Below are 13,442 nucleotides of genomic sequence, written 5' to 3' on the forward strand. Positions count from 1 at the left end.
GGTCGATCCTCAGAGGAAGTTGTTCAGCAGGCCAGCGGGCAGCATCAGGTCGAAGGCCTCGCGGAACAGCAGGAAAATGGCGGCGGAGCTGACCACGGCAATCAGCAGGTAGCTCAGGTGGCGAATCTTCTGGTTCACCGGAGTCAGCACGATGAACTGCAGGTAGAGGTAGACCACGGTCATCAGCGGAAAGCCCACGGGGCCGAGCAGGGCGATGTAGCCCAGGATCAGCAGCAGGGTCTTGATGACGGTCTTCGGTTCGATGATGCCGGGTGCCGGCTCTTCGTTCTTGCCCGCAGGCTGGCTTGGCGTTTCGCCTGCCACACGGGGTTTGCTGGAAAAGGCGCTGATCAGTTGCATGACGCCCAGCAGCGACAGGAATCCGGCCAGGAGGGTGGGAACGGTGGCGGCGTCCACACCTTCATGGCCTGGCAGCTGTTTGGCCATCACCAGATAGGCCAGGCTGGCGCCGAGCATGGCGACGCCAATGAGCAGTTCTTTCTTGTTCAGGGTGTTCATCGCGTACCTCGATGTTCTGAGGTGCAACACCGGCCGGATCGACACGGGCCGGTGTTGCGTTAGGGCTTACTTGGCCTTGCGCAGGTCATCCTTGAACTGCATGAAGTCTTCGCGGGTCTTGGCCAGGATCGCTTTCGCATCCTCGGTGGCGAAGTAGGATACCGGCTGTTTGAACTTCTTCAGGTCCTCGGCGTACGCGGGCACTTCGGTGATCTGCTTCATCAGGTCGGACATCTTCTTGACGATGGCCGGGTCGGTGCCTTTCGGGAAGGCGACCACATAGGGCTTGTCCATGGTGATGTCGAGGCCCTGCTCCTTGAGGGTCGGCACCTCGCCCAGCATGGCGTTGCGCTCGGCGTTGGGCTGGCCCAGGGCGACCATCTGGCCACCTTTGACGTAGTCCTGCACCGAACCGTAGGTGATCGCGCCCATGTCCAGGCGGCCGCCGAGCATACCGACCACGCGGTCGGACACGGTGCCGCCGTCGACCATCTTCAGCTTGGCGCCGGTCAGTTTCTCCAGCATCAGGCCCTGGATGTGCGAGAAGCTGCCCATCTCGGTGCCATAGGTGATGCTGCCGGGGTTGGCTTTCGACTTGTCGACCAGGTCCTGCATGCTGGTCACGCCGGACTGCTTGGAGGCGACGAACACGGTGCTCTTGTCGACGCCGGCGATGCAGGCGATATCGAAGGTCTCGTAGCTGTCTTCGGTGAGCCCGGCCACTTCGTTGACGATCAGTTGGCCCGGGTGGGTGAAGAGAATGGTGTTGCCATCCGCTGCGGCGCCCTTGACCTGTTCGGCGGCCAGGGTGCCACCACCTCCGGCGACGTTGGTCACGACCATGGTCTTGCCGGTGATCTGGTTGAAGTACTTGGCCATGGTGCGGGCATTGAAGTCGGTGTCGCCGCCGGGGTTGGCGATGACCACCACCTGGATCGGACGAGTCGGCCAGTTGACCTCATCGGCGAACGTCGCGGCGTGGGTGACCAGGGCACCGATGCCGACCAGGGCAGAAAGGAGGGAGGCGCGGAATGTTTTTTTCATTGGAATACTCCGGTGTGGATGAAAGCCGCTTGAGTCAGTTGCGGCCGAGGCTGGGACGTTTCGGGTCGTATTGCCAACCCGGAACCAGGTACTGCATGGCCATGGCGTCGTCACGCGCGCCATTGGCCACTTTCTTGTAAAGCTCGTGGGCGGCCATGATCCGCTCCATGTCCGGCTCGATGCCGAGGCCGGGCTTGTCGGGGACCTCCACCTGACCCGCGACGATCTGCAAGGGTTCACGGGTCAGGCGCTCGCTGCCTTCCTGCCAGATCCAGTGCGTGTCGATGGCGGTGACGCGGCCCGGTACGGCGGCTGCCGCATGGGTGAACATGGCCAGGGAAATGTCGAAATGGTTGTTGGAGTGCGAGCCCCAGGTCAGGCCGAATTCCTCGCACACCTGGCCGAGGCGCACGGCGCCCTGCATGGTCCAGAAGTGCGGGTCGGCCAGCGGGATGTCGACGGCTTCGAGGCGCAGCGAGTGGCCCATCTGGCGCCAGTCGGTGGCGACCATGTTGGTGGCGGTGGGAATGCCGGTGGCGCGCTTGAACTCGGCCATCACTTCGCGGCCCGAGTAACCGTTCTCCGGCCCGCAGGGGTCTTCGGCATAGGCCAGCACATGACCCTGGCCCTGGCACAGGGCGATGGCTTGCTCCAGCGACCAGGCGCCATTGGGGTCGAGGGTCACGCGCGCATCCGGGAAGCGCGCCTTGATCGCGCGGATGGCGTCCATCTCTTCGGCGCCGTGCATCACGCCGCCCTTGAGCTTGAAGTCGTTGAAGCCATAGCGGGCATGCGCGGCTTCGGCCAGGCGGGCGATCGCCTCGGGCGTCAGCGCGGCCTGGTGGCGCAGGTGGTACCAGTCATCGCTCGAACCCTGGCCGCTGAGGTAGGGCAGGTCGGTACGCTGGCGCTCGCCTATGTAGAAGAGGTACGCCAGCATCGGCACGCGGTCGCGCTGCTGACCGCTGCCGAGCAGCTCGGCGACGGGGACGTCGAGATGCTGGCCGAGCAGGTCGAGCAGGGCCGCCTCGACGGCGGTGATCACGTTGTCCAGGCGCAGGTTGATTTCGTGGGGCTGCTTCAGCACCCGTGCTTCGGATTCCGAGGTGACCTGGTGCTGGGTGGTCTGCGGCCCTTTGCCCGGCCCGGCGATCGCCTGGCGCAGGCGATTGAGCACGCGGTTGTAGCGCCCGACCGGCTGGCCGATCACCAGCTCGCGGCAGCGCTCCAGCGCCTGGCGGATACCTTCGCCGCCAGGGACTTCACCACAACCGACACGGCCTGCATTGTCCCTGAGCAGCACCAGGTTGCGCGTGAAATAGGGGGCGTGAGCGCCGCACAGGTTGAGCAGCATGCTGTCATGGCCGGCAACAGGAATGACCTGCATCTCGATGACATGTGGCGTGCTGGTGGAGGAGGCTTCGTACATCTTGGCAGGGGCTCCGAACTGGGCGCGGCCCTCGGCCGCTATGGCAAGGGGGCGGTTCAGTCGAGCAGCACGGCCGGCAGGGGCGCGGGGCTGCAAGGCGTGAGAGCAGGGGCGAAGATGGCCGCGAAGCCGGCTTGGGGCGTACGCTGCGGGCAATCGCTGGCTGCAGCGCGGGCGCTGGCGCAGGGGAGGTGAGCGGCAGTGACGGTCGATGACATGACCCGGGCCTCGCTTGTTTTTATTGGAATGTCATAGGTTGTCGTATGACTTGGTGAAATTAGTACCAGCCTGTTCCTGGCCTGTCAACGCTCCTCATGCGTCTCGATGATTGCGTTGCCATCTGCCTTGACCTCTTGGTCGGGACCTGTTTACGTCTGGCTTTGCCGTCTAGGGCAGGTTTTTCCGGGGATGAGGGAAATGGCGCCGGGATGGGCGACGAACGGAGGGTATAAAAACTGGTGTTTTTTTTGTTGTTGTACGATAACGTATCTCTACAGCTGCGGCTGACGTCATTCCTCACAACTCGCTTTACAGGGTGTTCGCATAATGAATCCACAAGAACTTAAGTCCATCCTCTCCTCCGGTCTGCTGTCTTTCCCCGTGACCGACTTCGATGCTGCCGGTGATTTCCATCAGGCGGGCTACGTGCGCCGCCTGGAGTGGCTGGCACCCTACGGTGCATCCGCCCTGTTCGCTGCCGGTGGCACCGGCGAGTTCTTTTCCCTGGCGCCGAGCGAGTACAGCGCCGTGATCAAGACGGCCGTGGATACCTGCGAGAAGAGCGTGCCGATCCTCGCCGGCGTGGGTGGCCCGACCCGCGTGGCCATCCAGATGGCTCAGGAAGCCGAGCGCCTGGGCGCCAAGGGGCTGCTGCTGCTGCCGCACTACCTGACCGAAGCCTCTCAGGAGGGCGTCGCCGCTCATGTCGAGCAGGTGTGCAAGTCGGTGAACATCGGCGTGGTGGTCTACAACCGTAACGTCTGCCGCCTCAATGCCAGCCTGCTGGAGCAGGTCGCCGAGCGCTGCCCGAACCTGATCGGCTACAAGGATGGCCTGGGTGACATCGAGCTGATGGTGTCGATCCGTCGCCGCCTGGGCGAGCGTCTGACCTACCTCGGCGGCCTGCCGACAGCCGAAGTCTATGCCGCTGCCTACAAGGCCCTGGGTGTGCCGGTCTATTCCTCGGCGGTGTTCAACTTCATCCCGAAAACCGCGATGGCCTTCTACAAGGCGATTGCCGCCGATGACCACGCCACTGTCGGCAAGCTGATCGATGACTTCTTCCTGCCGTACCTGGATATCCGCAACCGCCGTGCCGGTTACGCCGTGAGTATCGTCAAGGCCGGTGCCAAGATCGTCGGCTACGATGCCGGCCCGGTGCGTGCGCCGCTGACCGACCTGCTGCCGGAAGAATACGAAGCGCTGGCCAAGCTGATCGAAGCGCAAGGCGCGCAGTAAGCGCCACGGGTGCCCTAGGGCCCCCGCATGCCGTTGTCCCCTCGACGGGGCAACGGCCCGCTGTTCGTCGAACCCCATAAGAACAACAGGGTAACCTTGATGAATTCACAGACGCCTGCCGCCATCGGCACCCCGCTGATCACCGAGCTGCAAGTCGTACCGGTCGCCGGTCAGGACAGCATGCTGCTCAACCTGAGCGGTGCCCATGGTCCGTATTTCACCCGCAACATCCTCATTCTCAAGGACAGCGCCGGTCACGTCGGTGTCGGCGAAGTCCCCGGCGGCGAGGGCATTCGCAAGACCCTCGAAGACGCCCGCGCGCTTCTCGTCGGCCAGCCGGTCGGCAACTACAACGCGTTGCTCAACCAGGTGCGCCGTGCCTTCGCCGACCGCGACAGCGGTGGCCGTGGCCTGCAGACCTTCGACCTGCGCATCACCATCCATGCGGTCACCGCGCTGGAGTCGGCGTTGCTCGACCTGCTCGGCCAGCACCTCGGCGTGCCGGTGGCGGCGCTGCTCGGCGAGGGCCAGCAGCGCGACGCGGTGGAGATGCTCGGCTACCTGTTCTTCGTCGGCGACAAGGGCAAGACCGATCTCGGCTACCGCGACGAGGCCGAGGCCGATGACGAATGGTTCCGTGTGCGCAACCAGACCGCGCTGACCCCGGAGACCATCGTCCGTCAGGCCGAGGCCGCGCACGCCCGCTATGGCTTCAACGATTTCAAGCTCAAGGGCGGCGTGCTCCATGGCGAGGCCGAGGTCGAGGCGATTCGTGCCCTGGCGGCGCGCTTCCCGGAGGCGCGTGTGACCCTCGACCCCAACGGCGGCTGGTCGCTGGACGAAGCCATTGCCCTGTGCCGCGACCTGCATGGTGTGCTGGCCTATGCCGAGGACCCCTGTGGCGCCGAGAACGGCTACAGCGGACGGGAGGTGATGGCCGAGTTCCGTCGTGCCACCGGCCTGCCGACCGCGACCAACATGATCGCCACCGACTGGCGGCAGATGGGCCACACCATCTCCCTGCAATCGGTGGACATCCCCCTGGCCGACCCGCATTTCTGGACCATGGCCGGCTCCGTGCGCGTGGCGCAGATGTGCAACGACTGGGGACTGACCTGGGGCTCGCACTCCAACAACCACTTCGACATCTCCCTGGCCATGTTCACCCACGTCGCCGCTGCGGCGCCGGGACGCGTCACGGCCATCGACACCCACTGGATCTGGCAGGACGGCCAGCACCTGACGCGCAACCCGCTGCGCATCGAAGGTGGCCTGGTACAGGTGCCATCGAGCCCTGGCCTGGGCGTTGAGCTGGACTGGGATGCGCTGGCGCAGGCGCACGAGCTGTACAAGGCCAGGGGCCTGGGCTCGCGCGACGACGCCAGCGCCATGCAGTACCTGATTCCGGGCTGGAGCTTCAACAACAAGAAGCCCTGCCTGGTGCGTTGAATCGGCAGGCCCGGCCCCGAGGCCGGGCTTTGCCAGCCTGCCGCGAGTCGTCCAGATGCAAGCCGCCCAATCCGGCCGGGTGCGTTACCGCATCCTGCTGATGCTGTTCCTGGTGACCACGGTCACCTTTGCCGACCGCTCCAGCCTGTCCATTGCCGGTACTGCCCTGCAGGCCGGCCTGGGTATCGATGCGGTAGCCCTCGGCTATATCTTCTCGGCGTTCGGCTGGGCCTATGTGATCGGACAGATTCCCGGTGGCTGGCTGTTCGACCGTTTCGGCACCAAGCCGGTCTACACCCTGGCACTGTTCGCCTGGTCGCTGCTGACCCTGCTGCAGGGTTTCGTCGGCTGGTTGCCGACCACCTGGGCCGTCAGCAGTCTGTTCCTCCTGCGCCTGCTGGTGGGGTTCGCTGGCGCGCCGTGCTTTCCGGGCAACGCCCGGGTCACGGCGTCCTGGTTCCCTTCGGCCGAGCGCGCCACCGCCACGGCCATCGCCGGTTCGGCGCAGTACGCCGCCACGGCCCTGTTCGCGCCGCTGATGGGCTGGGTGGTGCAGGCCCTCGGCTGGCAATTCGTCTTCATCATTCTCGGCTGCCTGGGCCTGGCGCTGTCGCTGCTGTGGCTGAAGAACCTCTACGTCCCGCGCGAGCATCCGCTGCTGGGCGCGGCGGAGCTGCAGCTGCTGGAGCAGGGCGGGGCGCTGGTCGACCTCGACCAGCGCAGTGGCGCCGGGGGGCCGCAGTGGCGTCACCTGCGCCTGCTGCTGACCCAGCGCACCCTGCTCGGCATCTACCTGGGGCAGTACTGCAACAACGCCATCACCTATTTCTTCCTCACCTGGTTTCCGGTGTACCTGATCCAGGCTCGCGGCATGAGCATCGTCGGTGCCGGTTTCGCCGCCGCGGTGCCGGCCATCAGTGGCTGCATCGGCGGTGTGCTCGGCGGGCTGCTGTCCGACGGCCTGCTGCGCCGTGGCCATTCGCTGACCCTGGCGCGCAAGCTGCCCAGCGTGTTCGGCCTGCTCCTGTCGTGCAGCCTGGTGCTGTGTATCTTCGTCGAGAGCGACGCCGCGGTGGTGGCGCTGATGACCCTGGCCTTCTTCGGCAAGGGCCTGGGCTCGCTGGGCTGGACGCTGGTCGCCGACACCGCGCCCCGGCAGATCCTCGGCCTGTGCGGCGGGCTGTTCAACACCTTCGGCAACCTGGCGGCGATCACCACGCCGATCATCATCGGCTACCTGGTCAGCCTCACCGGCTCGTTCGACGGCGCGCTGCTGTACGTCGGCGCCAATGCCCTGCTCGCGGTTGTCGGCTTTACCCTTATCGTCGGTCGTATTCACAGGCTCGAGCTGCCGGCCGATGGCCGCAGCGCGGCGGCCTGAGCGCAAAACAGGAGAACCCATCCATGCAGTTGATTCCCCATCAGGATTCGCCCCGTTACATCCGCCTGCACCCGAGCGACAACGTCGGCGTGGTGGTCAACGACCAGGGTGTGGCCGCCGGCGGCCGCTTCGACGATGGCCTGACGGCCACCTGCGGCATTCCGCAGAGCCACAAGGTGGCGCTGCAGGACATCGCCGAAGGCGGCGAGGTGGTGCGCTACGGCGAGGTCATCGGCTATGCCCTCGAGCCCATTGCCGCTGGCAGCTGGGTCACCGAGCAGGTGCTGCGCATGCCCGAGCCGCCGCTGCTCGACAACCTGCCCAAGGCGACCATCAAGGCCGCACCCGGCGAGCCGCTGGAAGGCTACACCTTCGAGGGCTTCCGTAACCCGGACGGCAGTGTCGGCACCCGCAACATCCTCGGTGTGACCACCACCGTGCAGTGCGTGGTCGGCGTGCTCGACCACGTGGTCGAGCGGGTGCGCCGGGAACTCTTGCCCAGGTACCCCAACGTCGATGATGTGGTGGCGCTGTCGCACAGCTACGGCTGCGGCGTGGCGATCAATGCGCCGGATGCCGTGGTGCCGATCCGCACCCTGTACAACATCAGCCGCAATCCCAACTTCGCTGGCCAGGCGCTGGTGATCAGCCTCGGCTGCGAGAAACTGCAGGCCAGCCAGCTGATGGATGGCGACCTGCTGACCAACGGCATGGACGAGGAGGACTGGCTGTTCCGTCTGCAGGACTCCGGCAGCGGCTTCGCCGGCATGGTCGAGCAGATCATGGGCATGATCGAGGCGCGCTTGCAGGTCCTCGACCTGCGCCGCCGCGAAACGGTGCCCGCGAGCGAGCTGGTGGTGGGCATGCAGTGCGGCGGCAGCGACGCCTTCTCCGGCATCACCGCCAACCCGGCCCTGGGCGTGGCCGCCGACCTGCTGGTGCGCGCCGGTGCCACGGTGATGTTCAGCGAGAACACCGAGGTGCGTGACGGTATCCATCTGCTCACTCCGCGTGCCGCCAGCGTCGAGGTGGCCGATGCGCTGATCCGCGAGATGGACTGGTACGACCGCTACCTGCAGCGCGGCATGGCCGACCGCAGTGCCAACACCACGCCGGGCAACAAGAAGGGCGGGCTGAACAACATCGTCGAGAAGGCCATGGGCTCGATCGCCAAGTCCGGCAACAGCCCGATCGCCGGGGTGGTCGCGCCGGGCGAGCGCATTCGCGGCAAGGGCCTGTGGTTCTGCGCCACGCCGGCCAGCGACTTCATCTGCGGCACGCTGCAGCTGGCGGCGGGGATGAACCTGCATATCTTCACCACCGGGCGCGGCACGCCCTACGGGCTGTCCATGGTGCCGGTGATCAAGGTGGCCACGCGCACCCAGCTGGCCGAGCGCTGGCCCGACCTGATCGACGTCGACGCCGGGCAGATCCTCTCCGGACGCATGACCCTGGAACAGATGGGCTGGCACATCTTCCAGCTCTACCTGGACATCGCCAGTGGCCGCAAGCAGGCCTGTGCCGAGCGCCTGCGCCTGCACAATGACCTGGTGCTCTTCAACCCGGCGCCGGTGACCTGAGATGACACGACTTCCCGAAGACCTGCTCCCGGCCCTGCACGACGCACTGGGCGAGGCCGGCCTGATCACCGATGCCGAGCGCATGCAGAGCTACCTCAGCGACTGGCGCAACGCCTACCGTGGCCAGGCTGCGGCGGTGTTGCGCCCGGGCACGACCGAGGAGGTCGCGGCGGCGGTTCGCCTGTGCGCGCAGGCCGGCGTCGCGCTGGTGCCGCAGGGCGGCAATACCGGCCTGTGTGGCGGCTCGATTCCGGATGCGTCGGGTGCGCAGATGGTGCTGTCGCTGACCCGCCTGAAGCGCATTCGCGAGGTGGATGTGGCCAACGCCACCATCACCGTCGAGGCCGGGGTGATCCTGCAGCAGCTGCAGGACGCGGCAGCCGAGGTCGGTCGTCTGTTCCCGCTGTCGCTGGGCGCCGAAGGCAGCTGCACGGTCGGCGGCAACCTGGCGACCAACGCCGGCGGCACGGCCGTGCTGCGCTACGGCAACATGCGCGACCTGGCGCTCGGCCTGGAGGTGGTACTGCCTGACGGGCGCATCTGGGATGGCCTGCGCGGCCTGCGCAAGGACAACACCGGCTACGACCTCAAGCAGCTGTTCATCGGCAGCGAAGGCACGCTCGGCATCATCACGGCTGCCGTGCTCAAGCTGTTCCCGGCGCTGCGCAGCCTGACCACCGCCTGGGTTGCGCTGCCCAGTCCGCAGGCAGCCGTGACGTTGCTCGGGCAGATGCGCGGGCTGTGCGGCGACCGCCTGACCGGCTTCGAGCTGATGTCACGGCAAAGCCTGGAGTTCGTCCTGCGCCATGTCGTGGGCTCCAGCGATCCCTTCGCCGAGGGGCATCCCTGGTACGTCCTGATCGAGCTGAGCGACACCCAGCCCGATGCCGCGTTGAACGACCTGCTGGAGCAGGGCCTGGGCGAAGCCTTCGAACAGGCGCTGGTGCTCGACGCCGTGGTCGCTGGCAGCCAGGCCCAGGTCGAGGCCCTGTGGGCGCTGCGCGAAGGCATTTCCGAGGCGCAGAACCACGAGGGGCCGAGCCTCAAGCACGACATCAGCGTGCCGGTCAGCCGCATCCCCGACTTCATCGCGCGTACCGACCGGGCGCTGCAGCAGGCCTTTCCCGGCGTGCGCATCGTGGCCTACGGTCACGTCGGCGACGGCAACCTGCATTACAACATCAGCAAGCCGCCCGGCAGCGACGATGCGCCCTTCAAGGCCCAGGCCGAGGCGATCATGCGGGTGATCTACGACTCGACCCTGGAGGATGACGGCAGCATCAGTGCCGAGCATGGCCTGGGGCAATCCAAGCGTGCGGCGGCGCAGCACTACAAGGCGCCGCTGGAACTGGAGCTGATGCGCAGCATCAAGCAGGCACTCGATCCCGCCGGGCTGATGAACCCGGGCAAGCTGTTGTGAACCCGACCGATATCCACGCCGCTGACGGCGTCCACAGACCGACGAGAGAGGAGGCATCATGAGCAAGGTCCGAGTGTTGCAAGTCGCGCCGCTGAGCGAGCGTTTCAATCGTGAGCTGGCCGAGCGGTACGAGGTCAGCGCCCTGTGGCAGCAGGCCGATCCGCTGGCCTTCCTGCGTGAGCAGGGCGAGCGGTTTCGCTACCTGGTGTCGTCGGCGCGCTTCGGTTGCAGCGCCGAGCAGCTGGCGCTGCTGCCCAATCTCGAGGTGATCAGCAGTTTCGGCGTTGGCTACGACCCCTATCCGCTGGAGCTGCTGCGTGATCGCGGCATCGCCATCAGCACCACCCCGGATGTGCTCAACGACTGTGTCGCCGACCTGGCCTTCGGCCTGATGCTCGACAGCGCCCGGCGTCTGAGCGAGTCCGACCGTTTTACCCGCAGCGGTGCCTGGAACGGTGCGGCGTTCCCGCTGGGGCGGCGGGTCAGTGGCAAGCGTCTGGGCATCGTCGGCATGGGGCGCATCGGCGAGGCGGTGGCCTTGCGGGCGTCGGGCTTCTCCATGTCGGTGCGCTACCACAACCGGCGCCCGGTCGCGGGCAGCAGCTACCAGCACGAGCCGGATCTGCTGACGCTGGCGCGCTGGGCGGACTTCCTGGTACTGACCTGCCCCGGTGGCAAGGCGACCCATCACCTGATCGACGCGGCGGTGCTCGCGGCGCTGGGCAGCGAGGGTTTCCTGATCAACGTGGCGCGTGGTTCGGTGGTGGACGAACCGGCGCTGATCGACGCCTTGCAGAACAATGTGATCGCCGGGGCCGGTCTGGACGTCTACGAGCAGGAACCCCAGGTGCCGGCGGCGCTGCGCGAGCTGGACAACGTGGTGCTGCTGCCGCACGTCGGCAGTGCCAGTGTCGAGACACGCCAGCAGATGGCCGACCTGGTGCTGGACAACCTGCGTGCTTATATCGACACCGGCACGCTGCTGACTCCGCTGTAGGGCGGCTGCAACCCGCCAACCAGGGCGCTGGGTTTCACCCGCCCTGCGGTTCTGAATACGCCGGGTTGGCAATCGCTGCCTGGCCTATCGTTGCCGCGCCACAAGCGCGGCGATCGTTTCTTTCCTCTCCTGCTGCATTCCGGCGCACCACAAGTGCGCCGTTTTTCATGCCGCGCGATGATCGGGCCGCACAAGCCCTGTAGACTGCGGTGTTTTCCGCAGGCAAGGGATCAGTCACCGTGCAGTCGGTCATTACCATCGAACAATTGAACAAGACCTATGCATCGGGCCACCCGGCCCTGCAGGGTATCGACCTGGACATCCGCCAGGGCGAGATCTTCGCCTTGCTCGGCCCCAACGGTGCCGGCAAGACCACCCTGATCAGCATCATCTGCGGCATCGTCAACCCCGGCGAGGGCAGGGTGCTGGTCGGCGGCAAGGACATCGTCCGCGACTACCGTGCGGCCCGCTCGCAGATCGGCCTGGTGCCGCAGGAGCTGGTCAGCGACGTGTTCGAAACCGTGTGGGCCACGGTCAAGTTCAGCCGTGGCCTGTTCGGCAAGAAGCCCGATCCGGCCTACCTGGAGCAGCTGCTCAAGGACCTCTCGCTGTGGGACAAGCGCAACGCCAAGATCATGGAGCTGTCCGGCGGCATGAAGCGCCGGGTGATGATCGCCAAGGCGCTCTCCCATGAGCCGCAGATCCTCTTTCTCGACGAGCCCACCGCCGGCGTCGACGTCGAGTTGCGCCGCGACATGTGGAACATGGTGCGGCGCCTGCGCGAACGCGGCGTGACCATCATCCTGACCACCCACTACATCGAGGAGGCCGAGGAAATGGCCGATCGCATCGGGGTGATCAGCGCCGGAAGGATCGTGCTGGTGGAGGACAAGCAGGTGCTGATGCACAAGCTGGGCAAGAAGCAGCTGACCCTGCAACTGCAGCAGCCGCTGTCCTGCGTGCCGGCGGAGCTGGCGCGCTACGGCCTGGAACTGGCGGACCAGGGCCATGCGCTGGTGTACACCTTCGATGCCCAGCACGAAAACACCGGCATCGCCGAACTGCTGCGTGATCTGGCGCAGCACGGCATCGATTTCAAGGACCTGCAGTCGAGCCAGAGCTCGCTGGAGGAGATCTTCGTCGGTCTGATCAAGGAGGCGCGCGCATGAGCCTGTATGCCATCAAGGCCATCTACCTGTTCGAGCTGGCGCGCACCTGGCGCACCCTGCTGCAGAGCATCGCCACCCCGGTGATCAGCACGTCGCTGTACTTCGTGGTGTTCGGCTCGGCCATCGGCTCGAGCATGACCCAGGTGCAGGGGGTGAGCTACGGCGCCTTCATCATTCCCGGGCTGATCATGCTGGCGCTGCTGACCGAGAGCATCTCCAACGCCTCGTTCGGCATCTACATGCCCAAGTACTCGGGGAGCATCTACGAGATTCTCTCGGCGCCCGTCTCCTACCTGGAGATTCTCATCGGCTACGTCGGTGCGGCGGCGACCAAGTCGGTGATCCTCGGCGTGGTGATCCTGATCACGGCGCGGCTGTTCGTCGACTTCGAGATCCAGCACCCGCTGTGGATGGTGGCGTTTCTGCTGCTCACGGCGCTGACCTTCAGCCTGTTCGGCTTCATCATCGGCGTCTGGGCCGATGGCTGGGAGAAGCTGCAGATCGTGCCCGCGCTGATCGTCACGCCACTGACCTTCCTGGGCGGCGCCTTCTACTCCATCAGCATGTTGCCGCCGACCTGGCAGACAGTGACCCTGTTCAATCCGGTGGTGTACCTGATCAGTGCGTTCCGCTGGAGCTTCTACGGGGTGTCCGACGTCAACGTCGGCGTCAGCCTGGCGATGGTGCTGGGCTTCCTGCTGCTGTGCATCGCCCTGGTGGGCTGGATCTTCAAGAGCGGTTACCGCCTCAAGAGCTGATGCCGCGCCTGTGCTCGGCTAACGTCGTGCGAGCCTCAAACTGTAGGAGCGGCTGCAGCCGCGAAACGAGGGCGCGAGGGCATCATGCCCTGCCCATGTTCAGCCGGTAGGGCGGCTGAAACCCGCCATGAATAGGTGGCGGGTTGCACCCGCCCTGCGAGTCGTCGCGGCTGAAGCCCTCTCACAGACGGCGTAGGCTGGATGTCGCTTTTCACATCCACCACCCGGCTGGATCGAC

At 66.0% G+C, this 13,442-nt stretch carries 11 protein-coding genes; 8 read left to right on the forward strand and 3 right to left on the reverse strand.

All coding sequences use genetic code 11. The features are described from left to right. Positions 1-9: 9 nt before the first annotated feature. From EPK82_RS16290 to EPK82_RS16300, 3 genes are all read right to left on the reverse strand, one after another. Entirely contained in the window at positions 10-519 is a 510-nt protein-coding gene (locus tag EPK82_RS16290) for a tripartite tricarboxylate transporter TctB family protein (protein WP_134677295.1), read from the reverse strand. 66 nt (positions 520-585) lie between these two features. Beyond that, positions 586-1,563: a tripartite tricarboxylate transporter substrate binding protein gene (locus tag EPK82_RS16295; protein ID WP_037047135.1), complete on the reverse strand. Its 978-nt coding sequence runs from the start codon at positions 1,561-1,563 to the stop codon at positions 586-588. Between the two features lie 34 nt (positions 1,564-1,597). Further along, the gene (locus EPK82_RS16300) at positions 1,598-2,992 is read right to left on the reverse strand and encodes an enolase C-terminal domain-like protein (RefSeq protein WP_047588759.1); all 1,395 of its coding nucleotides are present in this window, start codon (positions 2,990-2,992) and stop codon (positions 1,598-1,600) included. Between the two features lie 546 nt (positions 2,993-3,538). Between EPK82_RS16300 and kdgD the strand changes: the two genes are divergently transcribed. The 8 genes from kdgD (at position 3,539) to EPK82_RS16340 (ending at position 13,204) form a co-directional block, all read left to right on the forward strand. Further along, complete coding sequence (gene kdgD, locus EPK82_RS16305; RefSeq protein ID WP_037047142.1) at positions 3,539-4,450, forward strand: 5-dehydro-4-deoxyglucarate dehydratase; 912 nt, start codon at positions 3,539-3,541, stop codon at positions 4,448-4,450. A gap of 99 nt (positions 4,451-4,549) precedes the next feature. Then, entirely contained in the window at positions 4,550-5,899 is a 1,350-nt protein-coding gene (gudD, locus tag EPK82_RS16310) for a glucarate dehydratase (RefSeq protein ID WP_134677297.1), read from the forward strand. 55 nt (positions 5,900-5,954) lie between these two features. Continuing rightward, on the forward strand, positions 5,955-7,280 hold the full coding sequence (locus EPK82_RS16315) for an MFS transporter (RefSeq protein ID WP_037047146.1): 1,326 nt from the start codon (positions 5,955-5,957) through the stop codon (positions 7,278-7,280). 23 nt (positions 7,281-7,303) lie between these two features. After that, the gene (gene garD / locus EPK82_RS16320) at positions 7,304-8,860 is read left to right on the forward strand and encodes a galactarate dehydratase (RefSeq protein ID WP_134677299.1); all 1,557 of its coding nucleotides are present in this window, start codon (positions 7,304-7,306) and stop codon (positions 8,858-8,860) included. A gap of 1 nt (position 8,861) precedes the next feature. After that, on the forward strand, positions 8,862-10,280 hold the full coding sequence (locus tag EPK82_RS16325) for an FAD-binding oxidoreductase (protein ID WP_134677301.1): 1,419 nt from the start codon (positions 8,862-8,864) through the stop codon (positions 10,278-10,280). A gap of 58 nt (positions 10,281-10,338) precedes the next feature. Continuing rightward, the gene (locus tag EPK82_RS16330) at positions 10,339-11,277 is read left to right on the forward strand and encodes a 2-hydroxyacid dehydrogenase (RefSeq protein WP_134677303.1); all 939 of its coding nucleotides are present in this window, start codon (positions 10,339-10,341) and stop codon (positions 11,275-11,277) included. A gap of 239 nt (positions 11,278-11,516) precedes the next feature. Further along, entirely contained in the window at positions 11,517-12,446 is a 930-nt protein-coding gene (locus tag EPK82_RS16335) for an ABC transporter ATP-binding protein (protein ID WP_047591735.1), read from the forward strand. After that, positions 12,443-13,204 carry an ABC transporter permease gene (locus EPK82_RS16340; protein WP_134677305.1) on the forward strand — a complete coding sequence of 254 codons (762 nt, stop codon included), beginning with the start codon at positions 12,443-12,445 and terminating at the stop codon, positions 13,202-13,204. Before EPK82_RS16335 ends, EPK82_RS16340 begins: the two co-directional genes overlap by 4 nt. Positions 13,205-13,442: the final 238 nt, after the last annotated feature.

The organism is Ectopseudomonas khazarica, from assembly GCF_004521985.1.
GTDB lineage: Bacteria > Pseudomonadota > Gammaproteobacteria > Pseudomonadales > Pseudomonadaceae > Aquipseudomonas > Aquipseudomonas khazarica.